This is a genomic window from Roseobacter ponti (genome assembly GCF_012932215.1).
Classification (GTDB): Bacteria; Pseudomonadota; Alphaproteobacteria; order Rhodobacterales; family Rhodobacteraceae; genus Roseobacter; species Roseobacter ponti.
This window is the reverse complement of sequence record NZ_CP048789.1, coordinates 1-24,718: the sequence shown is the minus strand read 5'-3', so window position 1 is coordinate 24,718 and position 24,718 is coordinate 1. Positions and strand designations below refer to the sequence as shown.

Genomic DNA, 24,718 nt, shown 5'->3' with positions numbered 1-24,718 from the left:
GCGGCCGCAAAGCCGCCCGGCCGCTTATTCGTAAACCGGCGCCTCGCTGGTCGCGAGCTCGGGCCAGTCGGCGATCACGTTCATGCCCTGAAGCGGGCGCTGATAGCCTTTGTGACAGGTTTTGCAGGCCGCCTTGGGCGCATCACCATAGATCGGGCCAAGCCGGTCTTCAGGATACTCCGCTTCAAGCGGGATCAGATATTCCTGATTAAGCTCAATCACCATCTGACGTCCCAGCAGAGCCGTGGCCCACTGCGGCGTGATCTGCTCAGGGTCATAGAAGGCGCGGCTGTTGTGACAGAACACACAGTTCACCCCGAGGCTGTTGGAGAAGTAGTTCATCAGCGAATAGGTCATCTCCGTCTTCTGGATCGACGCATTGTCGATGCCCGGCACACCCTCTTCACGGCTTTCCAGAGCGTGTACATTTACCGGCTCGTAGTCGGTCAGATACACTTCCAGCGCATTTGAGGGCAGCGAGGTCGACTGGCTGACGGATGTGGCGCGGTTCTGCACCGATGCCCATCCGCCTGCCGCCTCATTGACCGGGCTGATATTAAACCAGATCTCGGATGGCACGTTTTCGCCGCGGTGGCAGGAGTAACAGTTCACACCGACCTCCCCGACCGCATTGACGTGACCGCCCCAGTTCTCGTTGATATTCTGCGTCATCTGGATCATCCGGCGGGAGACGACCTTGGTGTAAAGCGCGTCCTCGCCATAGGTTTCCGGATCACCATCCCCGTGACAGTAGGCACAGCCCTGCTCGGGCGATACCCACTGGGTCATGGCATTCATCACCCGGTTGAAGTTGTCCTCCGTCAGATCGCCCAGCACCTGGACGTTCTCATAGATGTCCTTTGCCAGGTCCTCTCCGCCTTCCGGGATATAAGGCTCTTCCGTGTAGTAAGCCTCAATCGTCGGATCAGCATCGAGCCGGTCCATATTGAACTCCGGGACCGACATGCCGGTGCCGCGGGGGCCGGTCTGCAGACTGGCCGTCTGCGCCGGGTTGCCCCATGTGACCACGATGGCTGCAGCAAAGACGGCACCGCCGACCACACCGATCAGAATCGCGGGACCAAAGACATTCGTCGGGTTGTCCTGGTTCCATTTGTTAAACCACTTAGGCAACATGATCAGTTCTCCTTCCCGATAAAGGCTTCGTAAGAACCGTAGTCTGCGTAGCCATATGATCCGTCATACATGGGGGCAAAGTTGTGCTCCTGCGCCCAGATGAACCAGTTATCGACAACCGTGCCGGTCAGCAGGATCCCGATACCACCCGTGATGGGGGTGAGGACTGCGAACCACCAGGCCCAGCGGTGGATACCTTCCATGGTGGCATTAAAGCCCATGGTCCAGCGCCAGAAGAGAGCCGCACGTTCGGTCGCTGTTCCGCGGTCGTAGATCTGCTCCAGCTCGCGGTCGCCGCCGTAACGGGTCACCGCCAGGATGGTACCGCCGTGCATACAGAAGAGCAGGACAGAGCCATAAAGGAACACAATCGAGAGACAGTGGAACGGGTTATAGTAAAGGTTGCCGTAGCGGATCGAGAACGCCGTGGTCCAGTCGAGGTGCGGGAAGATCCCGTAAGGCACCGCTTCCGACCAGGATCCCATCAGGACCGGACGGAAAAGACCGAGCACAAGGAAGAGCCAGACCGCAGCCGCAAAACCCCAGAAGATGTGTTTACCCATCTTGTGCTGTTGCGCCAGCAGATAGGCCCGCAGCAGCCAGGTCATCACCGAGACCAGCAGAAAGAAGCTGGCGATGATATACCAGCCGCCCTCATCGAGCGGTGGCATCGACAGGCCGTATTCCGGCGAGGGTGGCTCAAGTGCCAGCCAGAAAAGCTGCCGGATGAACTGCGGGATCGAATAGCCGACCTGCGCCAGCATGTTGAAACCCACGATAAAGAACCAGGCAAGCCCGGTGGCGAAAGCCACCATCGAAGTCCAGCCCCAGTAGTAGGGACCGATCTGGCCGTTTCCGATCAGGCCGGCAAGGGTATTAAACCGCGGTTTGCCGACCCGCTCTTCCATCATGTTGTTGCCGGTGTCGTCCATGCCCATCTCGGGCGTGCCCTGCACCTGCACCTGGGTGAAAATATTCTGATACTCAGGAAACATCATGATCACATTCCTCCCACGGCTATGGGTTCACCCCAGATCGGCAGATCGAGCCACCAGTTCCACCATTCGGGCCAGCCCGCGGTCCAGACCGGACCGGAGATGATGATACAGACCGCCGAGAAGAACACCGCGTTGATCGCCAGCAGATAGCCCAGGCGGTGGATGCCCAGTGTGCCGATCGAATAGCCGATGAAATCCCGGAAGAACGTATCTTCGTGATCGGGTGTCTTGGCCTCTTCGCCCTTTTCGGGGTTGGCCGCAGAAAGGATCAGACCGCCATGCAGCGCCAGTGCCAGGGTGGTGGTGAAGAAAAGCGTCACCGCCAGCATGTGGGCCGGGTTGTAATGGAAGTGCAGATAGGCGTAGCCGGTGTTGCTCACCCAGTCGAGGTGGCTGAAGATTCCGTAGGGAAATCCGTGCCCCCAGGCGCCCATCAGCAGCGGGCGGAAGATCACCAGCGTCATGTAAGCGAGAATGGCAAAGGCAAACCCGAAGGGCACGTGATATCCCATGCCGAGCTTGCGGCAGATTTCCACCTCGCGCAGCGCCCAGCTGATAAAGGCGCCGGTCGCACAGATCGTGATGATCTGCCACAGGCCCCCTTCAAGAAGCGGCGCCATGCCCAGACCGTAACTCAGGTCAGGCGGTGCGATATTGATAAGCCAGGGATTGAACGTCCCCTGCTGTGATGCGCCCCAGAATATAAGGATCGTGCCCAGAAGGGCAAAAAAGGCTGTCGTGACCCCGAAGAAGCCCACATAGAAAGGCCCCACCCAGAAGTCGAACAGATCGCCGCCGATCAGCGTCCCTCCGCGGACGCGATATTTTCTTTCGAAGCTGAGCAAAGCCATCTTCTGTTCTCCGCGTGTGTGCGGCGCGCCTTGGGTCATCGGGGACGCCCTGGCCATGGCCTCTGCACCGGCACTCAAAGGCCGCGCAGGTATTCCTGGCAGGACGGGCCGCTGTCAGGCGGAGGCCGTCGTGTTATTATTTGTCCGTTGGTTCGCCGCGGGCGGGCGGCGCACATATTGACCGCCCGCAGCATTTCTTGGGTACTTCAGCACCGGTATGGTCAGTCCCTGGCCGGGTCTGTCCATTTACTGAGCGGATTGCGCCGCCAGCTCGAACCAGTTGAAGTGATCTGTGCTCAGCAGGACGAGGTGAATCATCGCTGCCAGCAGGAAAAGGAAAACACCCTGTGCGACAAACACACGACGGGGGTCGAAAATGAGCCAGATCTTGTAGAACTTTGCCATATCCATTTCCTTCAGAACCACGGACGCCAGATGAACGTTGCCAGATGAGCGACAACGGCCACAGCTGAAAACAGCCAGAGCCCGCTCATGTAGACAGCGTGCAATTCTTGCGCCTGCTCGTCAGTTAGACCTGTGAAAGACAGGTTTGTATTATCAGCCATAAATATTCCTCCGGAACGTTATGCTGACGCCGCGCACCCCGCGGCCGGGTCCTTTGGGGACGTATCCCCTCGGGGTCTCCAAAGCTCTGTTTCCAGGGCTCCGGTCCTTGCTCCCGGCAGGCGCACACACACCAGGAATTCGGGTCATGCACGGGGCCTTGCCAGCCCGGATGTGCATGAGGTCGTTCATATTCAGTAAGCCGAGAAGATCATCGGCGTGATGATCGTGGCCTGGGCCCAGGCGCGTGCCATCGGACCTTTACTGGTAAAGCTGCGGGATCTGATCGCCTGCATCGCCCAGGTGAGCGTCGCCAGCGGCAGGGTCGCCACAAAGATGATCGCGAAATAGACCGTGAACTCCACGCTGTTTTTGCGTCGGACTGTTTCCCGCGCAGGGGCCGTCCGGGCCGGGCTGGTGTCCATCATGTCAGATGTCATATCGCTCATTTCTGATCCTCCAGATCAAGTCCGGCCAGCGCCGGATCCAGACTGCGCACGGTGCCCAGCACCACACGTTCGTCACCTGCAGCAAGTGCTGCTTTCTCGGCCGCGTCCCGCAGGGAGCGCGCGGCTGAAATTCGTGTCAGGATGGGATGCGTCTCGACGATGCGGTCCAGCATCGCCTGGGCATCCGGGTCCCAGGGGAAATCGCGCCGCAACGGCGTCAGCGTGGCATCGGTCGCATCCATCTCCGTGCCCAGAGGCAGGATATGGAAAAGCGCATCGAAAAGCCCGTTGCAGACTTCCTGAACAAGGTAAGTCGCCCCGGCATAGCCCATGAAAGGCGTGCCCGTATGCCGCCGGATCGCAGCCCCCGGGAAACTGGCCGGAATGAACGCAGGGCTCGGTCCGTGCCCGCCCTTGAGTTCGGCCATATACATCTTTTCGTTGATCGACCCCATCACGATCAGCGGGCGCGTCGACCCCATCAGGGCGCGTACCTCGTCGTTATTGGTCTTTTTGCCGGCCACCCGGGCGACAGCAAAAGCACAGGGCAGACCCATGTCGTCCTCAAGAAACATCCGGATGCCACGCGCATAGGTCTCACTCGCCACAATCGCAAAGCTCGCTGTAGCAAAGAAATCCTGCGTGACCGAGCGCCACAGATCCCAGACGGGTTTGATCGTGGAGTGTTTCTCGCGGGTGATGAAAGGTTCGGGGTCGAGGCCCGTGAGGTTCCCCAGTGCGCGCAGGAACTTCGTGGTACTCTCGACCCCTATCGGGGCTTGCAGATACGGCTTGGCAAGAAGCTCGCACAACCCGCGCCCGAACTCGCGGTACATGCAGATGTTCACATCCGCATTTACCAGATCTCTCATTTCGGCCACATGAGCACCCAGAGGCATCACCATGTTGACCTCGCAGCCGATCCCTTCGACCAGCCTGCGGATCTCGGCCAGATCAGATGGCATGTTGAACGTGCCATACATCGGACCAAGGATATTCACGCGGGGACGCGCACCTTCCCCGCGTTTCTTCTCGGGCGGCATCCGACCCTTGGTCATACCGAATTCGGTAAAGATCCAGGTCATCGCCCGATCCGCCGCTTCCCACTGATCCTCATCAATGGTGCGCGGCAGGAATCTCTGAATATTCGTGCCCTGCGGTGTGACCCCGCCGCCGATCATCTCGGCAATGGATCCGGTCACAACAACCGCCGGCAGCGCGGGATCAAGTGTCTCCCAGGCGCGTTTCATACTCTCTTCGGTGCCCGCGCCCATTTCACCCTCGCCCAGACCGGTCACAACAATCGGCAGCTCATGGGGCGGCAGCGCGTCAGTATAATGAAGCACGGATGTCACCGGCAGGTTCTCACAACCCACCGGGCCATCAATCACCACCTGCAATCCCTTGACGGCACAAAAGGCATAAACTGCCCCCCAGTATCCACCCGCGCGATCATGATCAGTCACCAGCATCAGCAGAGTACCCCCTGCTTCTCTGGCTGAGAAATATCCCGGGGACGCGCTTCGCGCGGGGGCAGAGCCCCTGTGAGACATAAAAACCGGGCGCGAATGCCATGGGCTGCGCCCATCGCTGCCTCGCGCGGTGCGCGTTTATGATCATGAACGCGCACTTAAATCATCTGTGCGGCTTTTGCCGCCCTTGCAATTTTGTCGAGCTTCTTCTGATGCTGCGCGCGGAAATCGGGCCGCAGATTGGGTGCGCCTTCCCAGACGCCGGCCGTATCATCGTGACCGACACCTTCAAAGAACGCCTTCATCTTACCCATGCGGTCTTTGTTGCCGATCGCCGCATTGATCACCGTCGCCAGCGATCCGGCCCCTGCCACACCCATCAGCGGGCGCGCGGAAATCAGGTTCGTGAAATAAAGGCCCGGAATGCCAAGCTCCTTGGCCTTCTGCACCACCGGCGTCGTGCCGATCGCCAGATCCGGCTTCACCGCTTCCATCGCGGCACAGTCATCTTCCAGCGACGCGCGGTACTTCACCGTAACGCCCTTCGCCTCAAGCCAGGCGGCATCATCCGCAGACCAGGGCGATTTTGCGCAGGCCGTGCCGACATAGGGCACCTTCGCACCGCTCTCAATGAGCAGACGCGCGACCAGCAGCTCAGAGCCTTCATAGCCTGAAAGCGTGATCGTGCCCTCAATCGGATTAGCCGAAAGCGCTTCGGTGATCGCGTGCATCACAGCGTTCTGCGCCGTGGCAATCGCGTCTTCGCCAACGCCAAAGGTATCACCAATTGCGCGCAGCCAGTCGATGGTACCATCCAGCCCGACAGGCGCGGACCCCACAACGGGCCGCCCTGCTGCCTTAAACTCACGCACGGTATCTGTATAAAACGGATGAATCGCTGCTACGACAGAACAGTCAAGTGCCGCATAAAGCTCGCGCCATTCGCGGCAGGGCAGCACCGGCCCTGCGGCCAGCCCCATGGGGCTGAGCATCTGGCCGATCATCATCGGATCCGCCGGGAACATCTCACCCAGCAGAGCCACCGTCGGACGATCTGTCCGGCTGCCCACAGGCCGCGCAACGGGGCCCGCTTCGGCCTCGGAACGCGCGTATTTCAGCATCGCACCGGCGAGCACATCTTTGGCTTCGGCATGGGTCGGCACGCCGAAACCGGGCACGTCGATGCCCACAATGCGCACGCCGTTGATCTCTTCCGGCAACAGCCGCAGTGGCACACCGCTCGCTGTCGGCACACAAAGGTTCGTCACCACAATCGCGTCATAGCGATCAGGGTCTGCGAGCTCATGCACGGATTCGCGGATGTCCTCGAAAAGCTTGCCTGTCACCAGGGTTTCGGAGTTGAACGGCACGTATCCGACCGACCGGCGCGCCCCATAGAAATGAGACACAAACGTCAGACCATAGACACAGCAGGCCGACCCGCTCAGCACCGTCGCCACGCGCTTCATCCGCAGGCCGACGCGCAACGAGCCAAAAGCCGGGCACATCGACTGGGGTTTGTCGTGCGGACCCACCGGGTAATCGGCCCGGAATTTATCCAGCAGTTCCGACTGCCCCGCCGCCCGCGCGGCCTCTTCCATATCGGCACCGGAATGGCAGCCCATCGCATCCGCGGGTGCGCCGGCCGGCGCACCTTCACCGGCCACACGTGACACATCGCCATGCGGATGACCCTTGATCACCTCCACGTCGGCGGCATCGTCATATGTGACTTCTGATTTCATTCGCTCACGGCCTCATGCCGGACACCAAAGGCACGCAGCCGGTCCAGCAGCCGCCGGGAGGCTTCGACAGAGCTCAGCGATGCGTGACAGGCCTCACGCGATTTGCGTTCGGTCCGGGCGCTCTGGCGGATCGCTGAGTCCGACTGGTCGAAATGCTCAGGCTTCGTCATAAACCACCTCCAGCGAGGGTTTTGGCTCAGCGTTTTTGCCGCGCATGTCCACATCTGTCGCGGGGACAAGGACATAGTCGCCGCCTGTCTCCGAGGCATCAAAGAGGCCCAGCAGGCCATCCTGATCCAGCGGCGCAGGCCGCACCGGCGGAGCCACGGCCACATTATCGCCAAGCTCCGCAAAGAGCGCGCCCCACTGCGACTGCGCTGTGCCGACAATCTGATAGTTGGCGGATTTCTTACGCAGGTCGTCGTCCTGCGGAATGCTTGCCAGTACCGGAATATCGACCGCTTCGGCAAAAGCCGCAGCCTCGCCCGAGCCGTCGTCTTTGTTGATCACCAGCCCGGCGACACCGACATTGCCGCCAAGCTTGCGGAAGTATTCCACCGCGGAGCAGACGTTGTTGGCCACATAAAGCGACTGCAGATCGTTGGAGGCCACAAGGATAACCTTCTGCGCCATGTCCCGCGCAATCGGCAGACCAAAGCCGCCGCAGACCACGTCGCCCAGAAAGTCGAGCAGAACGTAATCAAAATCCCAGTCGTGAAACCCGAGCTTCTCCAGCAGTTCAAAACCGTGGATGATGCCGCGCCCGCCACACCCGCGGCCCACTTCGGGACCGCCAAGTTCCATCGCAAACACACCGCCGCGTTTGAAACAGACATCACCGATCTGCACCTCTTCACCGGCAAGCTTCTTGCGGGTCGAGGTCTCGATGATCGTCGGGCAGGCCTTGCCGCCGAACAAAAGCGATGTCGTATCAGATTTCGGATCGCAGCCAATGAGCAGCACGCGTTTGCCCTGCTCGGCCATCATGTGGCTGAGGTTCGCCAGCGTAAAGGATTTGCCGATCCCGCCTTTGCCATAGATCGCAATGATCTGGGTTTTGGAGGTCGGCTCGCCCTGGGGCACTTCAAGGGTCGGCTCGTCTTTTGCTTCATCGCGCAGACGCTTGTCAAAATCCTTGAGGTTCGGGACTTCGTCCTTCATGCCGCATCCTTCCAGTTGAGTATCATCTTGAGACAGTCAGGATCGGTGAATGCCTGTCGGTACGCCGCCGGCGCATCGGCCGCGTCGCTTGTATGTGTGATGAGCCCGTCAAGGCTCAGCGATCCGCCTTCGACCAGCGCGCGCGTCGCGGCCAGGTCATCGCGTGTCCACTCTGCCGCGACCCGGAACCGCGCCTCTTTCATAAAGGCGGGCGGGAAAGCAAAGCTGATCGGATCAGTATAAAAGCCGGCCAGTACGATCTCGCCGCCCCGGCCCATGCAGGCCACGAGGTCATTGAGAACGTCCACATTGCCCGAGGCATCATAGACCGACATGTAATCGCGTCGCTTGTCTTCGCGCGGGTCGATAACCTGGTATCCGGTGGCTCCGCTGCGCCGGCTGGCGTCGGTTTCCCAGACGGTGGGTGCGGGCGCGCCTGCGGCCATTGTCAGCCGCGCAAGAAGCCGACCCAGGACGCCGTGCCCTACAATAAGGTCAGGGACAGATTTGTTCAGGCCGGCCATAGAATGGCGTGCAGTTGCGGCAAGCGCCAGCAACGCGCCACTTGATCCGAAGCCCGCGTCGATTCGCGTGACACGCTCTGCAGCCGTCACGACGCGGGAGGCCGCGCCGCCGAAAAGCCCGAAGGCACCATCATAACAACTGGCACCCGGCACAAAGACGCGGTCGCCCGGGCGGTAGCCTGTCGCAGGGGCCGCTTCGACAACTTCGCCAACGGCTTCATAGCCCGGCACCAGCGGATAGCCCATGCCCGGAAAGGGCGGCATCTGTCCGGTCCAGAACAGTTTTTCGGTTCCGGTGGAAATTCCTGAATGGGTGATGTCAACAACCAGGTCCCCCTCGCCCGGCGCATTCAGCGTCAGACGGCCGACATCCAGATCACGGGGACCCTTCAGGAGTACGGCGGTGGTTTCCAAGTGTCTTCTCCTCCGGATGTTCTGACGGCTTTGATTAAGGTCAAAGACTCACTGAACATCTTACTGTTGTTCTGTCAGTTTAAACTTACAGACAAATGTGTCAATCAAAATGGACAGTCATTTGATTACGCATTCCTCGGGATAGCCGGTCTGACGGCTGTGAGGGTCCGGGTCACATAGCTGCGCGCAGGTGCCGCGCTGCGGATATCGGTGAAACCGGCTGCTGCACAAAGCGCCGTGATTTCGTCGGCGGACCGCGTCCGCCCGGTCTGCATCGCCATCGTGTAGAATGCAAAATAGACATCCCCCGCCCGGTCCGGTCGCCGACCGCCCCCCATGGGCTCCGAGATAATCAGACGCCCGCCTTCCGGCAGAGCATCAAAAACCGCGCGCAGCAGATCCGCGACAGTTTCATCCGCATGATCATAGAGCACCCGGATGAGCGAAATGGCATCAGCACCCCGCGGCAAAGGATCATCGCGGAAAGAGCCGGGGCAAAGGGTCACGCGCCCGGACATGCCCGTGCGGGCAAACCGCGCGGTCGCCGCCGGCGTCACCTCTGGCAGATCGAAGAGTGTCATTGAGATGCCCGGATACGCCTGTCCCGCCGCTTCGAGAAAAGCGCCTGTCCCGCCGCCGATATCCAGCAGATGATCCACCCCTTTCAGCGACACTGCGCGCAGGGTATCTTCGGCCACCAGACGCTGGCTCTGCGCCATGAGGTCGGAATAAGTCGCCGCCACTTCCGGGTCGATCTCGCCACGCGCCCCGAAGACATACGGCCAGAATTCGGAAAGCGCTGTACGCTCCGGCCCGCGCAGCAGCGCCACCGGGTCCGCAAGGTCATCGTAAAAGGCACGATGGTGCCGGATCATCGCATCAAGCCCCGGCACGCCCATCAGCGCAGCCCCTTTGCGCGCCAGAGCAAAGCGTCCGTCGCGCCGGCGTTTCATCAGCCCCAGAGCTGCCGCAGCCTGCAGCAGAATCTGCATCCGGTCAGCCGGTACATCCGCGGCACGCGCGAGGTTTTCAGCGCTCTGCGGCCCGCCGCGCAGACGTGGCAGCAGATCAAGCTCAACCAGCGCCATCAGCACCTGGCTCTGAACGAACCCCTGCACAACATCGAAAAGAACAGCGCCGTCCCGCCGCGCCTGGCCGCGGGTCAGCGGAAAGCGACTCGCCCAGCTCTGAAAGCCGGGGCGCGCGATCAGCCGGTTCAGCCAGCCGCCCCGCCAGGCCGGCGACGGCGGCGCGCTGAGATCAGACATGGCGGGTGGGTGTGGTGGCGGCCGCAACCGTCGGCGCAACCGGCGTCAGACGCTCGGCATACATGCGCACCATTTCAGCGAGCTGTGCCTCGCCGGCGCAGGAAGGTATCGAGGCAATCGCCCCACCCAGAATATCACGCAGACGCGAAATCGCGCCCTGAACGCCAAGCTGCGCCACAGCGTTCGGCCGTCCGTGCAGATCGTCCTGACCCGCAGGCTTGCCCAGCGTTTCGGCATCATAGAGGGCGTCACGCAGATCATCCGCAACCTGGAAAGCCTCACCGATACGGGCACCGAGCTCAAACCAGGGCTCAGCTTCCTGACCGGCGGCAACCGCCCCCATCTGCGTGGCGGCAATAAAGAGCGCGCCGGTTTTCGCCTGATGATAGGCAGAGAGATCAATCTCCGTCTCACTCTCCCAGCCCTGACCCGCACAGATACCGCCCGGCATGCCGGTGCGCTGTGCCAGCGTCATGATCAGCTGCGCCACCCGGTCAGGTGCATGTGATGACTGGCGCGCGAGGATTTCAAAGGCCAGCACGATCAGACTGTCACCTGTCAGCACGGCAAGCGGCTCGGAATAGGCTTTGTGCACCGATGGCTTTCCGCGCCTCAGATCCGCATCGTCAAAGCAGGGCAGATCATCATGCACGAGGCTCGCGCAGTGGATAAGCTCAAGCGCTGCCGCCGCCGCATCCGAGATCATCGGACGGTCATCGCCACAGGCCATCGCCACCGACATAAGAATCGTGGGCCGGATCCGCGCGCCGCCCGGTGCGGTCGCATATCCCAGCGCCGAGGCGAGCTTTGGCGGAACAGAACCGCGTCCCTGACCAAGTGCAACTGACTGCGCAATGCACGCTTCGATCCGCGTATTCAGGCCCATAGAAAACATCCCTCAAAGGCATAGTGTCAGAATAAATCGACACCAATGTGTAAATCATACTGGACACATTGCACGCTTGAGTCAACAATCGCCTATGCTTGTTTCTGCCGCCCCGCTGCATCCTGAGAGGGTCCGCGCCGTCGTGATCGGTGCCGGTGTGGCCGGGCTTGCGACTGCCATCCGGCTGGCCGCAGGCGGGTTGCAGGTCACCCTTCTGGAACGTCACGCGCATACAGGCGGCAAAATCCGCACCCTGCCCAGTGCCGCCGGACCGGTGGATGCCGGGCCCACTGTGCTGACCATGCGGCATGTCTTTGACGACCTTTTCGACTGCGCCGGGGAAAAGCTGGAAGATCACGTGACCCTGATCCGCCAGGATATCCTCGCGCGGCACTTCTGGCCCGACGGCAGCAGCCTTGATCTTTACGCGGATGCCGGCAAGAGCGCGGATGCCATTGCGGACTTTGCGGGTGCCCGCGCCGCCGATGATTTCCGCCGGTTCAACAACCGCACGGCACAGCTTTTCCACGCTTTCGACGCGCCGATGATGCAGGCCCCTGCCCCGCGCCTCACAGACCTGGTCCCGCATGTGCTGCGCCAACCTGCGCTGATCCGCGCGATGGCGCCGCTCTCCACGTTGAAATCCGCGCTGGCGCGGCAGTTCAGCGACCCGCGTCTGGCACAGCTTTTCGGGCGCTATGCCACCTATGTAGGCGGTGCGCCGCATCTGAGCCCTGCGATTCTGTCGCTGATCTGGCAGGCCGAAGCCGCCGGCGTCTGGGTCGTCGAAGGCGGCATGCACCGCCTTGCCGGCGCACTGACTAAACTCGCCCGCGCACAGGGTGTGGAGATCGTGACAGAGGCCCATGTGGCGCGCATCGGCCTCACCGGCGGACGCGCAAGCTCAGTGCATCTTGAGAACGGCACCTCACTGGCAGCGGACGCAGTCGTCTATGCCGGTGATCCTCGCGCACTCGCCACCGGCAGTCTTGGTGCCGACCTCACCCATATCGCCCCGCAGACCCTGAAACTGCCGCGATCCTTTTCCGCACGCGTGCACAGCTTTGCCGCCGTATCCGCGGGGCGCGATCTCGCGCATCACAACGTCTTTTTTGCGGCCGATCCGCAGTCGGAATTCACCGATCTTGCGGCAGGCCGCATCCCCGCCGACCCTACGCTTTATCTCTGCGCCGAAGACCGCGGACAGCAGACCCAACCCCCGGCGATGGAACGCTTTGAGATCATATCGAACGCGCCGGCCGCCTCCGACACCTCTGACCCAACGGACCTTGACCAATGGCATCATCAGATCATTCACCGGCTCACTTCTTCGGGCGTGACCTTCAGCCCGACACCGGACACGACCACCATCACGACACCGCAGACTTTTGCGCGGATGTTTCCGGACAGCCTGGGCGCACTTTACGGCCAGACACCACACGGCATGACCGCCGCCCTGAAACGGCCCACCGCCCGGACACCGGTACCGGGGCTCTGGCTGGCGGGCGGGGGCACACATCCGGGCGCGGGGGTGCCGATGGCGACGCTCTCCGCCCGGCACGCGGCCGGGGCGATCTTACGCGACCTAACTTTAACGTCGACGTCGCACCCAACGGTTATGCCTGGTGGTATGTCGACGGCCTGAGTGACTGCGGCACGCGCGCCGTTTCTGTTATCGGCTTTATAGGCTCTGTTTTCTCGCCCTGGTACCGCTGGTCCGGGCGGCGCAATCCGCAGAACCATGTCTGTATCAACGTCGCCACCTACGGGCCCGGCGGGCGGTTTACCATGACCGACCGGGGCGAAAGCGCCCTGCGCCAGACCGCCTCACGGTTCGAGGTCGGCCCCTCGATGATGCGCTGGGACGCCGGCCGTCTGATCATCGATATCGACGAGATCTCAGGCCCGCCGCTGATCAGCCGGGTGCGGGGGCGCATCACCCTCACCCCATCCGCGATCACCAGTGCTGAACTGCCACTGACACCGGACGGCGCGCATGTCTGGCGGCCCTTTGCGCCCTGCGCGCGCATTGATGTCGATATCGACCGCCCAGGCTGGCAGTGGCAGGGCGAGGGGTATTTTGACGCCAATTTCGGCACCCGCGCGCTGGAAGAGGATTTCAGCTACTGGACCTGGGGCCGTTATCCCACGCGCAAAGGGGCCACCTGTTTTTACGATGCCACCCGGCTTGATGGCTCAGAACTTGCCGCGGGGTTCCGCTTTGGCCGCGACGGGCAGGCGCGCGCGATCCCCCTGCCCCCGAAAACGAAACTGCGGCGCAGTCTCTGGGCCGTGTCGCGTGAGACCCGCGCTGATCCGGGACAGCGCGCGTGCCAGACCCTCGGTATGCTGGATGCACCGTTTTATTCGCGCTCTGCGGTGGAGACGGTGCTTGACGGCGAGCGCACGACCGGCGTGCATGAAGCGCTCGATCTGCGACGTTTCCGCTCGCCGCTGCTCAAGCCGATGCTGGCCGTCAGGGTCCCGCGTCGCAGAAACTGGCGGTGGTCCTGACCGGCGGCCCGGCCCACAGCGGCAGTCCAGCGGCATCTGCCCCAAACAGCCCGCTCAGTTCTCTTCCCGCTCCGGTGTGCCGGCACCGAAACGCGACCGCAGCGACAGATAAGAGCCCAGCAGGATCAGCGCATAACTGGCCAGTTCGGTGCCTTCCTGAACGAGGGATTTGACCGTATCTGAACCCGCGCTGCCTTCGGCGAAATCCCAAAGATGGCCACTGCCGAAAAGACGGCTGAAAACCATCAGCTGGAAAAAGCCGGTCATCAGGATCCAGAACGGACCGGTTTCAGCATGCACAGTAAACGGACCGGTCACAGTATCCCGGCTGCGCCGCAGGATAAGACCGCCCGCAAAGGCGGTCACACAGGCCGGAACAACCCAGAACCCATGCGCGACGTGATCGAGCAGCCCGTCATTTTCGCGGATGAACATGCACAGAAAGAGCGTGGCGATCAGCACCAGATACCCGCGCTGTGCAGGCTGCGCACGCGCGCCTGCGACAAAGAACAAAGCCCCCGCCAGGATCATCAGCACCTGAGCGATCTGCACCAGAGAGGCTTCACCCATGGTGCTGTTCAGCATGATCACATCGGCATAAATAATGGCAACCGGCACCAGAAACGCACAGATCAGCGCAAGGATGCGACGGATGCTGCGGGCTTTGCTCTGCACGGTGCTCATCTGAGAACACCTGTGAGCAGACGCTGACGCCATGTCCCGCCGTCACCACAGGCCATGCCCTGTGACCTCGCGGGAGTATCTGTTTTCTTCATGCTCACGGCGCTGCAAAAACGCCCGAGTGTCTTACCGGTTCCGCACATGCCGTTTACGTTTCAATCGGTGGCGGATTGCGGGCCTCTTCGGGGTTCAGCCGCCAGACGCCCGCATTGAGAGCCGCCGCGATCGTGACCCAGATCAGATAGGGTACGAACAAAAGGCCTGAGAGCCATTCGACCTGCCACAACGCCACCATCCCGGCCGCCACGATGAGCCACAGGAACGATACCACAGCCATGCCCAGACGGATATTGCGCAGCCCGAAAAAGACCGGCGTCCAGAGCCCGTTAAAGGCAATCTGCATCGCCCAGAACCCCATCGCCAGACCGTTGCCTTCGAGCATCGCAACCCGCGCTCCGGCGGTAGCGATACAGATATAAAGCACCGTCCATGTGACCGGAAAAACCCAGTCGGGCGGCGTGAACCACGGCTTTTCAAGCGTGCGGTACCAGGGCCCCGGCGGAAAGAGACCGCCCGTAAGACCGGCACCGACACAGGCGCCGAAGAAAACTGCAAAAGTAAGCCAGAACATCGGGTCAGGTCACGCCGGCGCGCTGGCCGGTCAGATGCGCGCGCTGGTCCTGGCGGTGCTGTTCCAGCGTGGCGAGCACCGAAATCAGCGCATCGCTGCGCGTGGTCTGCGGCACGCCCCGGGCAGCGGCATCAACCAGAAACTGCACCTCTTCGAGCGGCCGGGCATAAAGCACCGCCGAACGTGGCATCACTACCGTGGCACCGCTCAGCAGCAGCGACTGGCCCAGCCAGCCGATCTTCTGCCATTTGTTCGTGCGCGCCCGTGCCGAGATCGAATCGTATTTCATGCTGCGCAGCCGGCTGCCGATGCCGGCATAGATAAACCGCGCGCCGTAAATGCCCGGGCGGCAGGACAGCGGCAACGCCCCCACGCCGGCCTCGGACCGCATATAGAGCCGGTTGGCTTCCATCACGAGGCGGCGCACCATGGCGCGGACAGCCTCTGACGCATCCGGGTCTGTGCAATGCGCGTCGGGGTCGATCCCCGCCTCTTCGAGCCAGTCGAGCGGCAGATATATCCGGCCTTCAAGCGCATCCTCGCCCACATCCCGGGCGATGTTGGTCAGCTGCATCGCCACGCCGAGATCACAGGCGCGCGCCAGCGCATCGGCGTCGCGCACCCCCATCAGAACACACATCATCGCGCCGACGGCCGAGGCCACACGCGCGGAATAATCCCGCACCCCGGAGAGCGTTTTATACCGCCGCGCTTCTGCGTCCCAGGCCAGCCCCTCCAGCAGCGCATCAGGGAGCGCGCGGGGCATCTCGAAATCGTCCACGAGTGCTGCGAATGCCCGGTCCGGGGCGGCATTCTGAGGGCGCCCGGCATAGACTGCATCAAGCCTGTCGCGCAGCCGCAGCACCGCTTCGGCCTTTTCAGCCTTCAGATCAACTTCGTCATCGGCCAGCCTGCAAAAGGCATAGAGCGCCAGAGCAGGGTCACGGACCTTTGCGGGCAGCAGTTTCGAGGCGGCGTGAAATGACAGGGACCCGTGGCGGATCGCCTCGCGACAATGCTCAAGATCAGCAGGTGCAATCATTGGTCTCTTCCTTTGCGCAGCACGATCGGGCTGCCATTCATCTCACCGGTGACGCGGCGGCTTTTCCTGCGCACGATCATCGCACGGCTTTCAATGCGCGCGTTCATCGCACGACGTTTCAGGCGCGCGTTCATCGCACGACCTCCGGATCCGGCACCAGCTGGCTCAGCACTTCCGCCGTGGAAATCACGCCCGGCACCCCTGCCCCGGGATGCGTGCCGGCCCCCACAAGATAGAGCCCCTTCGCCTCTTCAGAGACGTTATGCGGCCGGAACCAAGCACTCTGCAGAATGCGCGGCTCAATCGAGAAACCGGCACCAAAGGGGCTCAGATACCGGTCGCGGAAGGTCTCGGGTGTGAACACCACTTCGGTGCTGATCTTATCGCGCAGACCGGGCAGCAGCTGGTCCTCCAGCACCTTCAGCATCTTCTCTTTGTAGCGCGGCTCTTCGGTGGCCCAGTCCACGCCGTTGTCATGGCCCAGATGCGGCACCGGGCTCAGCACATAGAAACTGTCATCGCCCTCGGGCGCCACGCTCGGGTCGGTCACCGACGGGCGGTGCACATAGAGGCTCATGTCGTCACAGAGCCTGCCACGGATGAAGATATCCTTCAGCAGACCCTTATAGCGCGGCCCGTTCAGAATGGTGTGGTGGCCCACGTCCGACCAGTCATTGCGCGTGCCCTTCGTGCCGAAATACCACACGAAGAGGCTCATGGAATACCGCGTCCGCGCCAGCCGTTTGCTGGTCCACCGACGGCGTTTGTGATTGCGCAGCAGCCGGTCATAGGTATGGCCCGCATCCGCGTTTGAGACGACCACATCCGCGCCCATCTCCAGCCCGCTCGCCAGACGCACCCCGGTGGTCACACCATCGCGGATCACGATCTCATCGACTTCGGTTTCCATCAGCAGCGTGCCGCCCTGATCGGTGATCACCCGGCCCATGGCTTCGGCCATGCCGGCAATCCCGCCCATCGCGTAATGCACCCCGAATTCCTTTTCGAGATAGGCCACGAGAATATACATTGAGGTCACATGCAGCGGGTCGCCACCGATGAAAAGCGGATGAAAACTCAGCGCCATGCGCAGCTTTTCGTCCTTCACCCGTGAGGCCGCATGGGCATAAACGGACCTGTCCGCGCGCAGGCGGGCAAAGGTCGGCAGCACCTTAATCAGGTCCAGCAGTCTGTGCATTGACCGCCGTCCAAGATCCTCGAACCCGAACCAGTACCGCCGCGCGCTGTCGTCGAGAAATCTGTCGAAACCCGCCACGTCACCCGGCGCCAGTTTCGCCACTTCGGCACGGAGTTTGGCGGTGTCCTGCTGGGCTACAAACTTCGTGCCATCCGGCCAGCGAATTTCATAAAACGGATCCAGCGCGCGCAGTTCTACGTCCTCGTCGAAGTCGCGCCCGCAGGCGGCCCAGAGCTCGCGGTAAAGCTGCGGCACCGTCACGATTGTCGGACCCAGATCAAACCGGTGCCCGTCCTGGCGGATCGCCGACCCGCGCCCGCCCGGCACATCCAGCCGGTCAATCACCGTGACCCGGTAACCCTTGGCCCCGAGCCGCATCGCGGCGGCCAGACCTCCGAGCCCCGCACCGATTACAATGGCCCTGTCCCGCCGGTCACGCCCGGCAGAAAGAGATTCGATAGGATCGACACGTGTCATCATATCCTTACAGTAGATGTGTCCAGTTCACTTGACAATTGCGTTCTTCCCATCTGCTGCTTTGCGTGTCAGACTTGGTTGACACAAATTCAGTAACAGCGCGCCGATGCAGGATACCCCGATTGTGACTTTGAGCTTTTTCCGCTTTGCGCGGCCGCTGGCGCGTGCCTGGGCGCTGGGGATGATGGGGGCTGCTCGGATGTCTCTGCCCCGGGTGCCCGGCATCGGCTTCTGGAAACTCTGCGGATCCGGCACCGGCGAGGGGTTCACACCCCTGCCCAACACGGCTGTCTATGCCATCCTGGCCAGCTGGCCCGATGAAGAAACTGCCCGTGAACAGACTGAAAACGCTGCGATTTTTCAGCGCTACAAAAGACGTTCGGATGAAAACTGGACCGTGTTTCTCGAGACTAGCACCGCGCGCGGCAACTGGTCCGGACGGGCCCCTTTCTGCCCCACGGGCCGCCCGCCGGCCGGCCCGCTTGCGGCTCTGACACGCGCCACGATCCGGCCCCGTGTTGCGATGAAATTCTGGCAGCGCGTGCCCGATATCAGCCGCATGATCGGCGCGGACCGCAACGTCGCCTTCAAAATCGGCATCGGCGAGGTGCCCCTGCTGCATCAGGTGACCTTTTCCATCTGGCCGGATGCTGCCGCCATGGCTGGTTTTGCCCGCGAAAACGGACCACATGCCGCAGCAATCCGGGCGGTGCGCGACGGCAACTGGTTCTCCGAAGAACTCTATGCCCGCTTTGCCATCCTTGGTGACGCCGGCACATGGGGCGGCACGAGCCCCCTCAGAAATCTGGATATACCCGCATGAAGACCCCTTTTCCGTTCTCCGCAATTGTCGGTCAGGCCGAAATGAAACAGGCGATGATCCTGACCGCTGTGGACCCCGGTATCGGTGGCGTTCTGGTCTTTGGCGACCGCGGAACCGGCAAATCGACCGCCGTGCGCGCGCTGGCCGCATTGCTGCCACCGATCCGGGCGGTCGAAAGCTGTCCGGTCAACTCGCAGAAGACAGCGGACTGTCCGGAATGGGCCGAGTTAGGCTCGAAAAAGATCGTCATGCGCCCCACCCCGGTGATCGATCTGCCACTGGGGGCAACCGAAGATCGCGTTGTCGGCGCGCTGGATATTGAACGCGCGCTGACCCGCGGCGAAAAGGCGTTTGAGCCCGGCCTGCTGGCCCGCGCCAACCGCGGGTATCTCTACATCGACGAGGTCAATCTGCTGGAAGATCACATCGTCGATCTGCTGCTTGATGTGGCGCAGTCGGGTGAGAACGTCGTAGAGCGCGAAGGCCTCTCGATCCGCCACCCTGCCCGCTTTGTGCTGGTCGGCTCCGGCAACCCCGAAGAGGGCGAACTGCGCCCGCAGCTGCTCGACCGCTTTGGGCTCTCAGTCGAGGTCCGCTCACCCGGGGACATCGATGAACGGGTCGAGGTGATCCGCCGCCGCCATGCCTTCGAGACAGACGTCGAGGCCTTCATGCAGACCTGGGAGCCGCAGGACGCCGAGGTCCGCGATACCATTCTGAAAGCGCGTAAACGGCTGGCGAAAATTCAGACCCCGGATGAGATCCTGAACGATTGTGCGCGGCTTTGCATCGCGCTTGGCTCAGATGGGTTGCGGGGAGAGCTGACGCTGCTGCGGACCGCCCGCGCGCTCGCCGCCTGGCAGGGCAACCGCAGGCTCACCCGCGCACATCTCGCCGCCATTGCGCCCTCGGCTCTGTCGCACCGGCTGCGCCGCGATCCCCTCGACGAGGCAGGGTCCGGCGCCCGGGTGACACGCATCGTCTCGGAGGTGCTGGGGTGAGCGATGACCCCGACAGCTGGGACCGCGCCGCACTTGCGATCGGCCTGCTGCTCTTTGATCCCGTCTTTGCCGGCGGCCTGCATCTGCGGATGCGCGCGGGCCCTGCCCGTGACCGTATTCTGGACGCGCTGAGCCCGCTTGCCGCGCGCCGCATCCACCCCACCATATCGGACGATCAGCTCTTTGGCGGCCTTGACCTCGGCGCTACACTAAAATCTGGTCATATCATTGATAATAAAGGAATATTAGATACAGCGCAGGTTGTAATCCTGAGCATGGCAGAGCGGTGCAGCACCGGCCTCGCCGCGCGTCTCGCTGCCCGTACTGACCGTGCGGTCACCCCGGTGATCATCGCCCTTGATGAAGGTGCCGAGCCGGATGAAACCCTGCCCCCTGCCCTCTCCGGGCGACTCGCGCTTTACCTCTCGCCGGAGGGGCGCATGCCGGCCGGCTGGGCGCCTGTCCCCGCGGGGACAGAACCCTTTGACCCCGCGGATGTGACCATCGCAGCGGAGCAGATCGACGCGCTGACCACGCTCGCCGCCCGCTTTGGCATCGACAACCTGCGCGCGCCCACGATGGCGGTGCGTCTGGCCCGGTGCCATGCTGCCTTCAGCGGGCGCAGCATGGTCACTGACGACGATCTGGGTGCTGCTGCCGCCCTTGTCTATCCGCAGCGCGCCACAACCTTTCCCGAAGAGCCCGCAGCCGAGGACGACACCCCGCCCCCGCCGCCTGAAAACGCGCCGGATGACAGCGGCAGCGATGGCCAGCCGGATACTCTGCCCGACGGCGATTTGCTTGTTGACGCGGTCAGAGCGCTGCTGCCCGCCGACCTGCTCGCCGGGCTTGTCCCCGCGGGGACAGTGGCCCGCGCCTCCGGAAACGGCGCCGGAAAAGCGCGCAAAGGCAACCGGCGCGGACGCCCCCTGCCCTCCCGTCCCGGACGGCTCGACGGACGTGCGCGCATCGATCTGGTGGCGACCCTGCGCGCCGCAGCCCCATGGCAACCGCTGCGCCGGCAGGCACAGCCCGACACGCCCGGTCTGCTCATCCGGCCCGGCGACATCCGGGTGCGGCGCTATGAGGAAATGTCCGACCGCCTGCTGATATTTGCGGTGGATGCGTCGGGCTCCGCGGCGGTGTCGCGGCTGAACGAGGCCAAGGGCGCCGTTGAACTGTTGCTGGCGCAGGCCTATGCCGCGCGCGACCATGTCGCGCTGATTTCGTTTCGCGGCTCCGGTGCCGAACTGATGCTGCCACCTACGCGCTCGCTGGTGCAGACAAAACGCCGCCTTGCCGGGCTGCCCGGTGGTGGCGGCACACCGCTGGCCGCGGGGCTTGAACAGGCCGCCGGGCTGGCTGAACAAAGCCGCGCGCGCGGGCTGACGCCCACCGTCGTCCTGCTCACGGACGGACGCGCGAATATCGCACTTGATGGCGCGCCGGACCGGGCCGCTGCAGCCGCGGATGCGCTGCAGATGGCGGCGGTGTTGCGGGCGCGCGGCACGTCCGCCCTGGTGATCGATATGTCAAACCGCCCGCAGGAGGCGCTGCGCACCCTCGCCGGGCATCTGAACGCCCCGTATCTTGCGCTGCCCCGTGCAAACGCAGAGCGGCTCACCGGCGCTGTGAGCGCCGCGCTGGACGCCTGAGCGACATATGCGCTGGCCGCCCCCCTCCGACTGGCCCAACGCGGCCCTCTCGCGGCAGGTGCTGTGCAAACCACATCGCTGGCACGTTCAGGAAACCGGGCACGGCGATACACTGCTGCTGCTGCATGGCGCGGGCGGCAGTACGCATAGTTTCCGCGATCTGATCCCGCGGCTCAGCACGCAGTATCATGTGGTGGCGATTGACCTGCCGGGGCAGGGGTTCACACAGCTTGGCGCGCGTCACCGCTGTGGTCTGGAGCCGATGAGCGAGGACGTCGCCACACTGTGCACCCGGGAGGGCTGGCAGCCCGCAGCAATCATCGGTCATTCGGCGGGTGCGGCACTTGCCCTGCGGCTCTCACAGCGGCTTCTGTCCCCGCGGGGACAGGCCCCGGATGTGGTGGGGATCAACGCCGCTCTGGACAATTTCGAAGGGCTTGCAGGCGTGCTTTTCCCGGTGCTGGCCAAGATGCTGGCGGCCGTGCCGTTCACCGCACAGATCTTCTCTGCAGCCTCCGGCAACCCGACACGCGTAAAGGCTCTGATACGCGGTACAGGCTCTGAATTAGACTCTGAAGGCCTGCAGCTTTACGGCCGTCTGGTGGGCAACAGGGACCACGCGGATGCAACGCTGATGATGATGGCGCACTGGTCGCTCGGGGACCTTCTGCGCGATCTGCCACAGATCACTGCGCGGGTGCTTCTGATCGCCGCGGAGAACGACAAGGCCGTGCCGGCGCAGGTCTCTGCACGGGCGGCGGAAAAGATCCCCGGCGCGCGTCTGGTCCGCATGCCCGGCGTCGGACACCTGGCGCATGAGGAAGCGCCGGAGGAGGTGGCCGATATGATCCTGACGTTCCTTGCGGATCAGTCTTTGAGCTGATCCAGAAACGCGCGGGCGGCAAGCTCCAGCCGCCGCGGATCCACCGCGCCGAAATCATGATCCAGCAGTACTTCGAATTTGCCTGCCGACGCCGTGCAGCGCGCCACACCTTCGGGCCGGTTGAGCTTGATCGTGGTGCGCGCGGAGGATTTCGGGGCAGGGGCTTTGGGCTTTTTCGGCTTGCCGGCACCGCCCGTCACAGCGCCGCGCAACAGGCTCAGTTCGGTTGCTGCATCCCGGTCACGCTGGCTGTCGAGCACCGCGCGCAACTGGCCGGCAAACCGCGGGTTGGTATCGAGCAGTTTCACCAGCCCCAGACCCGTCGCCCGCGGAATGGATTCGGGAAATTTCAGCGCGTCGCCCACGCTGTTCAGCAGGTGCACGAAACTCTTGATATAGGCCCTCTTCTGCCGCCCGGCGGAGGCATAGAGCCGGTCCACAGCCTCGCCCACATCCATGCCGCGCTGGCCCGCATAGCTGATCGCCAGCTGCGCCATTTCGGCAAATGAAATATCGCGCCGCACAAGGTTTTCATCCACCATCCGGCGGTAGAGATGTTTGAGATCCTCGCCTTTTGCCTGCAGCGTCGCCGGGATGCGCGCAAAGGTCTCATCGCCGGTTTCCGCCAGCAGTTCGCGAAAGGCGCTGAGACGCCGGAAGCCCTGAATAAGCTCGAACCCGTCGCGGGTTTCCTCCACCCGGATCGGGTTGGACAGCCCCACGGCGCGGATCGAATCCTTAAGCTCCTGCAGCTCCGGATCACGGGTCGCAGAGCGGTCACGCGTCAGCTTGTCCATCCGGATCATATCGACCGGCACGAGCCCGGTGATCTGCCCGTTTTTCTTGAGCTTCATGTATTCATGTGCGAGGCGGTCGTTCTCCTCGCGGATGCCGGCTTCGGTCGCCTGGCGGGCGCTCACGGCCTCGGCGTTTTCCGAAATGGCGGCCGCCATCGGGCCGCGCCGGGTCGCGGCGGGCGGTTCTGTCCCCGCGGGGACAGCAGTGTCCTCAAAGTCGATGTCAAAGACGCGTCGCTTGCTCATGCCTCATCCTCCAGTTTGTCCCAGGCCACACAGAGATGCGTCCGGAATTCCGCATAGGCCTGGTCGAAAGAGGCGCGGGCGCGCCGCCAGGTTTCGCGGGTCATATCGCGGTAATCGATTTCGTAGATCGACGATAAAAAGCGCCCGGACTGCTCGACCGCGCGGGTCATTTCAATCGGGTGCTCGGCCACTCTATCGCCCCATACTTTGATAAAAGCCTGCTGCATCGCACGGTGCAGCTCGTTGTTGGGCTCAAAGCGCGTCAGCAGGAAATGCAGGTCGAGAAAGGTCTTGGGCAGGTTCATTGTCCCCGCGGGGACAAGCCCGGAAAAACGGCTCAGATCCTCCAGCGCTTCGGCCAGCTGACCAATGAACGAGGTGGTCGAATCGTATTCCCAGTAACCCGGCCCGGAGGGGATATAGAGCATGTCGGCGGCAAATACCGCGTTCATCGACTGGTACCCGATGGCGGGCGGGCAGTCGAACAGCACGAGGTCATAGGCATCTGCGGGCAGCTGATCGAGAAGGCGCGAGACGGCGGCAAAAAACGACCACTCGGGGTTCATATGCCGGTACTGCGCCGAGGCGAACTCGACAAAGGCCGCGTTGGCACAGGAGGGCACGATATCGATAGTGGGCCAGTTCGTCGGCTTGATGAAATCCGCCGCGCGCAGATCGGCAAGCCCCATGTCGGTGATCGAGGCGGGCAGGCGGCGCTGCGGCAGGGCGGTGCCGCTTTCGGCACCTTTTGCCGTACGGTTCATCCGCTCGGTCTCGGCGGCCAGATCGCGCGCCATTATGCCCCAGACGGTGTATTCCTCCGCCACGTCGCTGAGACCCATCGAGTGGCTGAGCGTGGCCTGCGGGTCGAAATCCACACAGAGCACGCGGTAACCATCGAGGGCCGCGGCATGGGCAAAGTGCAGCGCCACGGTGGATTTGCCGGCACCGCCTTTGAAGTTGGCAATCGCCGCGCGCATCGCGCGTTTGCCGGCGGGGCGGTAGGGCATCAGCGATTTACGGTTCACCTTCAGCCGGCGGCGCAGCTCGTTGATCTCTTCAAGGCTGTACCAGTGCTGGCGGCCGTCCGCCTCGACCGTGCCCTGGGGCAGGGTGGGGTCGGCGGCAAGCCGGCCTCGCATTGTGGACTGATTGACGCGGAAAATCAGCTCGGCGACCTCCCAGCTGGAAAACCGGCGCAGGGTCTTTTCATTCTGCGGAGAATAGGTCTGCTGGCGGATGAAGCCCTGCATCTTCAGAGATTGCGCCTGCAGCCGGGCGAGGTCCTGGTGGGTGTACAT

Annotated in this window: 26 protein-coding genes; 6 read left to right on the top strand and 20 right to left on the bottom strand. The window is 62.9% G+C overall.

Annotation, left to right across the window (positions count from 1 at the left end):
* Window positions 1–24 precede the first annotated feature (24 nt).
* The 13 genes from pufC to G3256_RS18715 all read right to left on the bottom strand — a co-directional run bounded on the left by pufC (window position 25) and on the right by G3256_RS18715 (window position 11,469).
* Window positions 25–1,137, bottom strand: coding sequence for a photosynthetic reaction center cytochrome PufC (gene pufC, locus G3256_RS18775; protein WP_169642530.1), 1,113 nt, complete (start codon window positions 1,135–1,137; stop codon window positions 25–27).
* Window positions 1,138–1,139: 2 nt separating this feature from the next.
* Window positions 1,140–2,135, bottom strand: coding sequence for a photosynthetic reaction center subunit M (pufM, locus tag G3256_RS18770; RefSeq protein ID WP_169642529.1), 996 nt, complete (start codon window positions 2,133–2,135; stop codon window positions 1,140–1,142).
* Between the two features lie 2 nt (window positions 2,136–2,137).
* Window positions 2,138–2,986: a photosynthetic reaction center subunit L gene (gene pufL, locus G3256_RS18765; RefSeq protein WP_169642528.1), complete on the bottom strand. Its 849-nt coding sequence runs from the start codon at window positions 2,984–2,986 to the stop codon at window positions 2,138–2,140.
* Between the two features lie 246 nt (window positions 2,987–3,232).
* Window positions 3,233–3,391: a light-harvesting antenna LH1, alpha subunit gene (gene pufA, locus G3256_RS18760; protein WP_159975336.1), complete on the bottom strand. Its 159-nt coding sequence runs from the start codon at window positions 3,389–3,391 to the stop codon at window positions 3,233–3,235.
* 11 nt (window positions 3,392–3,402) lie between these two features.
* The gene (gene pufB / locus G3256_RS18755; RefSeq protein WP_169642527.1) at window positions 3,403–3,552 is read right to left on the bottom strand and encodes a light-harvesting antenna LH1, beta subunit; all 150 of its coding nucleotides are present in this window, start codon (window positions 3,550–3,552) and stop codon (window positions 3,403–3,405) included.
* 192 nt (window positions 3,553–3,744) lie between these two features.
* A complete protein-coding gene (gene pufQ / locus G3256_RS18750) occupies window positions 3,745–3,999 on the bottom strand; it encodes a cytochrome PufQ (RefSeq protein WP_206040835.1) in 255 nt (84 codons plus the stop codon).
* Window positions 3,996–5,471 carry a chlorophyllide a reductase subunit Z gene (gene bchZ / locus G3256_RS18745; protein ID WP_169642526.1) on the bottom strand — a complete coding sequence of 492 codons (1,476 nt, stop codon included), beginning with the start codon at window positions 5,469–5,471 and terminating at the stop codon, window positions 3,996–3,998. The genes pufQ and bchZ overlap by 4 nt, the downstream gene beginning before the upstream one ends.
* A 158-nt stretch (window positions 5,472–5,629) precedes the next feature.
* Complete coding sequence (gene bchY, locus G3256_RS18740) at window positions 5,630–7,216, bottom strand: chlorophyllide a reductase subunit Y (RefSeq protein ID WP_169642525.1); 1,587 nt, start codon at window positions 7,214–7,216, stop codon at window positions 5,630–5,632.
* A complete protein-coding gene (locus G3256_RS18735) occupies window positions 7,213–7,386 on the bottom strand; it encodes a hypothetical protein (RefSeq protein ID WP_169642524.1) in 174 nt (57 codons plus the stop codon). Before G3256_RS18735 ends, bchY begins: the two co-directional genes overlap by 4 nt.
* Complete coding sequence (locus tag G3256_RS18730) at window positions 7,373–8,377, bottom strand: chlorophyllide a reductase iron protein subunit X (protein WP_169642523.1); 1,005 nt, start codon at window positions 8,375–8,377, stop codon at window positions 7,373–7,375. The genes G3256_RS18735 and G3256_RS18730 overlap by 14 nt, the downstream gene beginning before the upstream one ends.
* Entirely contained in the window at window positions 8,374–9,315 is a 942-nt protein-coding gene (gene bchC, locus G3256_RS18725; protein WP_169642522.1) for a chlorophyll synthesis pathway protein BchC, read from the bottom strand. The genes G3256_RS18730 and bchC overlap by 4 nt, the downstream gene beginning before the upstream one ends.
* A gap of 125 nt (window positions 9,316–9,440) precedes the next feature.
* Window positions 9,441–10,583 carry a methyltransferase gene (locus tag G3256_RS18720; protein WP_169642521.1) on the bottom strand — a complete coding sequence of 381 codons (1,143 nt, stop codon included), beginning with the start codon at window positions 10,581–10,583 and terminating at the stop codon, window positions 9,441–9,443.
* A complete protein-coding gene (locus tag G3256_RS18715) occupies window positions 10,576–11,469 on the bottom strand; it encodes a polyprenyl synthetase family protein (protein ID WP_169642520.1) in 894 nt (297 codons plus the stop codon). The genes G3256_RS18720 and G3256_RS18715 overlap by 8 nt, the downstream gene beginning before the upstream one ends.
* A gap of 94 nt (window positions 11,470–11,563) precedes the next feature.
* On the opposite strand from G3256_RS18715, the gene crtD reads away from it, so the two are divergent.
* Both crtD and crtC read left to right on the top strand, forming a co-directional pair.
* Window positions 11,564–13,114 carry a 1-hydroxycarotenoid 3,4-desaturase CrtD gene (gene crtD / locus G3256_RS18710; RefSeq protein WP_169642519.1) on the top strand — a complete coding sequence of 517 codons (1,551 nt, stop codon included), beginning with the start codon at window positions 11,564–11,566 and terminating at the stop codon, window positions 13,112–13,114.
* Window positions 13,111–13,983, top strand: coding sequence for a carotenoid 1,2-hydratase (crtC, locus tag G3256_RS18705; protein WP_169642598.1), 873 nt, complete (start codon window positions 13,111–13,113; stop codon window positions 13,981–13,983). Before crtD ends, crtC begins: the two co-directional genes overlap by 4 nt.
* A gap of 54 nt (window positions 13,984–14,037) precedes the next feature.
* On the opposite strand, the gene G3256_RS18700 is transcribed toward crtC, so the two are convergent.
* From G3256_RS18700 to G3256_RS18680, 5 genes are all read right to left on the bottom strand, one after another.
* Window positions 14,038–14,667 carry a hypothetical protein gene (locus G3256_RS18700; protein ID WP_169642518.1) on the bottom strand — a complete coding sequence of 210 codons (630 nt, stop codon included), beginning with the start codon at window positions 14,665–14,667 and terminating at the stop codon, window positions 14,038–14,040.
* A gap of 145 nt (window positions 14,668–14,812) precedes the next feature.
* A complete protein-coding gene (gene tspO, locus G3256_RS18695) occupies window positions 14,813–15,295 on the bottom strand; it encodes a tryptophan-rich sensory protein TspO (RefSeq protein WP_169642517.1) in 483 nt (160 codons plus the stop codon).
* Between the two features lie 4 nt (window positions 15,296–15,299).
* Window positions 15,300–16,337, bottom strand: a complete 1,038-nt coding sequence (crtB, locus tag G3256_RS18690) for a 15-cis-phytoene synthase (RefSeq protein WP_169642516.1) — start codon at window positions 16,335–16,337, stop codon at window positions 15,300–15,302.
* Window positions 16,334–16,471 (bottom strand): hypothetical protein, encoded by a 138-nt coding sequence (locus G3256_RS18685; RefSeq protein WP_169642515.1) that lies wholly within the window; start codon window positions 16,469–16,471, stop codon window positions 16,334–16,336. The genes crtB and G3256_RS18685 overlap by 4 nt, the downstream gene beginning before the upstream one ends.
* The gene (locus G3256_RS18680) at window positions 16,468–17,994 is read right to left on the bottom strand and encodes a phytoene desaturase (RefSeq protein ID WP_425501573.1); all 1,527 of its coding nucleotides are present in this window, start codon (window positions 17,992–17,994) and stop codon (window positions 16,468–16,470) included. Before G3256_RS18680 ends, G3256_RS18685 begins: the two co-directional genes overlap by 4 nt.
* Before the next feature lie 124 nt (window positions 17,995–18,118).
* Between G3256_RS18680 and crtA the strand changes: the two genes are divergently transcribed.
* From crtA to bchO, 4 genes are read left to right on the top strand one after another with little or no spacing between them, the layout of a single operon-like run.
* Window positions 18,119–18,835 carry a spheroidene monooxygenase gene (gene crtA, locus G3256_RS18675; protein ID WP_169642513.1) on the top strand — a complete coding sequence of 239 codons (717 nt, stop codon included), beginning with the start codon at window positions 18,119–18,121 and terminating at the stop codon, window positions 18,833–18,835.
* Complete coding sequence (gene bchI / locus G3256_RS18670; protein ID WP_169642512.1) at window positions 18,832–19,836, top strand: magnesium chelatase ATPase subunit I; 1,005 nt, start codon at window positions 18,832–18,834, stop codon at window positions 19,834–19,836. Before crtA ends, bchI begins: the two co-directional genes overlap by 4 nt.
* Entirely contained in the window at window positions 19,833–21,491 is a 1,659-nt protein-coding gene (locus G3256_RS18665) for a magnesium chelatase subunit D (protein ID WP_169642511.1), read from the top strand. The genes bchI and G3256_RS18665 overlap by 4 nt, the downstream gene beginning before the upstream one ends.
* 7 nt (window positions 21,492–21,498) lie before the next feature.
* The gene (bchO, locus tag G3256_RS18660; RefSeq protein ID WP_169642510.1) at window positions 21,499–22,374 is read left to right on the top strand and encodes an alpha/beta fold hydrolase BchO; all 876 of its coding nucleotides are present in this window, start codon (window positions 21,499–21,501) and stop codon (window positions 22,372–22,374) included.
* On the opposite strand, the gene G3256_RS18655 is transcribed toward bchO, so the two are convergent.
* Window positions 22,359–23,417 (bottom strand): ParB/RepB/Spo0J family partition protein, encoded by a 1,059-nt coding sequence (locus G3256_RS18655; RefSeq protein ID WP_169642509.1) that lies wholly within the window; start codon window positions 23,415–23,417, stop codon window positions 22,359–22,361. The genes bchO and G3256_RS18655 overlap by 16 nt on opposite strands.
* Window positions 23,414–24,718, bottom strand: coding sequence for an AAA family ATPase (locus tag G3256_RS18650; protein ID WP_169642508.1), 1,305 nt, complete (start codon window positions 24,716–24,718; stop codon window positions 23,414–23,416). The genes G3256_RS18655 and G3256_RS18650 overlap by 4 nt, the downstream gene beginning before the upstream one ends.

Excerpts from the sequence above, each read along its gene's own strand:
- G3256_RS18700 (WP_169642518.1), bottom strand. The coding sequence starts at position 14,667 with ATGAGCACCGTGCAGAGCAAAGCCCGCAGCATCCGTCGCATCCTTGCG.
- pufM (WP_169642529.1), bottom strand. The coding sequence starts at position 2,135 with ATGATGTTTCCTGAGTATCAGAATATTTTCACCCAGGTGCAGGTGCAG.
- crtD (WP_169642519.1), top strand. The coding sequence starts at position 11,564 with ATGCTTGTTTCTGCCGCCCCGCTGCATCCTGAGAGGGTCCGCGCCGTC.
- crtB (WP_169642516.1), bottom strand. The coding sequence starts at position 16,337 with ATGATTGCACCTGCTGATCTTGAGCATTGTCGCGAGGCGATCCGCCAC.
- pufA (WP_159975336.1), bottom strand. The coding sequence starts at position 3,391 with ATGGCAAAGTTCTACAAGATCTGGCTCATTTTCGACCCCCGTCGTGTG.
- bchO (WP_169642510.1), top strand. The coding sequence starts at position 21,499 with ATGCGCTGGCCGCCCCCCTCCGACTGGCCCAACGCGGCCCTCTCGCGG.
- G3256_RS18650 (WP_169642508.1), bottom strand. The coding sequence starts at position 24,718 with ATGTACACCCACCAGGACCTCGCCCGGCTGCAGGCGCAATCTCTGAAG.
- G3256_RS18735 (WP_169642524.1), bottom strand. The coding sequence starts at position 7,386 with ATGACGAAGCCTGAGCATTTCGACCAGTCGGACTCAGCGATCCGCCAG.
- G3256_RS18730 (WP_169642523.1), bottom strand. The coding sequence starts at position 8,377 with ATGAAGGACGAAGTCCCGAACCTCAAGGATTTTGACAAGCGTCTGCGC.
- pufL (WP_169642528.1), bottom strand. The coding sequence starts at position 2,986 with ATGGCTTTGCTCAGCTTCGAAAGAAAATATCGCGTCCGCGGAGGGACG.
- G3256_RS18685 (WP_169642515.1), bottom strand. The coding sequence starts at position 16,471 with ATGAACGCGCGCCTGAAACGTCGTGCGATGAACGCGCGCATTGAAAGC.
- G3256_RS18720 (WP_169642521.1), bottom strand. The coding sequence starts at position 10,583 with ATGTCTGATCTCAGCGCGCCGCCGTCGCCGGCCTGGCGGGGCGGCTGG.
- crtA (WP_169642513.1), top strand. The coding sequence starts at position 18,119 with ATGCAGGATACCCCGATTGTGACTTTGAGCTTTTTCCGCTTTGCGCGG.
- G3256_RS18655 (WP_169642509.1), bottom strand. The coding sequence starts at position 23,417 with ATGAGCAAGCGACGCGTCTTTGACATCGACTTTGAGGACACTGCTGTC.
- bchY (WP_169642525.1), bottom strand. The coding sequence starts at position 7,216 with ATGAAATCAGAAGTCACATATGACGATGCCGCCGACGTGGAGGTGATC.
- pufC (WP_169642530.1), bottom strand. The coding sequence starts at position 1,137 with ATGTTGCCTAAGTGGTTTAACAAATGGAACCAGGACAACCCGACGAAT.
- bchZ (WP_169642526.1), bottom strand. The coding sequence starts at position 5,471 with ATGCTGGTGACTGATCATGATCGCGCGGGTGGATACTGGGGGGCAGTT.
- G3256_RS18715 (WP_169642520.1), bottom strand. The coding sequence starts at position 11,469 with ATGGGCCTGAATACGCGGATCGAAGCGTGCATTGCGCAGTCAGTTGCA.
- pufQ (WP_206040835.1), bottom strand. The coding sequence starts at position 3,999 with ATGAGCGATATGACATCTGACATGATGGACACCAGCCCGGCCCGGACG.
- pufB (WP_169642527.1), bottom strand. The coding sequence starts at position 3,552 with ATGGCTGATAATACAAACCTGTCTTTCACAGGTCTAACTGACGAGCAG.
- bchI (WP_169642512.1), top strand. The coding sequence starts at position 18,832 with ATGAAGACCCCTTTTCCGTTCTCCGCAATTGTCGGTCAGGCCGAAATG.
- tspO (WP_169642517.1), bottom strand. The coding sequence starts at position 15,295 with ATGTTCTGGCTTACTTTTGCAGTTTTCTTCGGCGCCTGTGTCGGTGCC.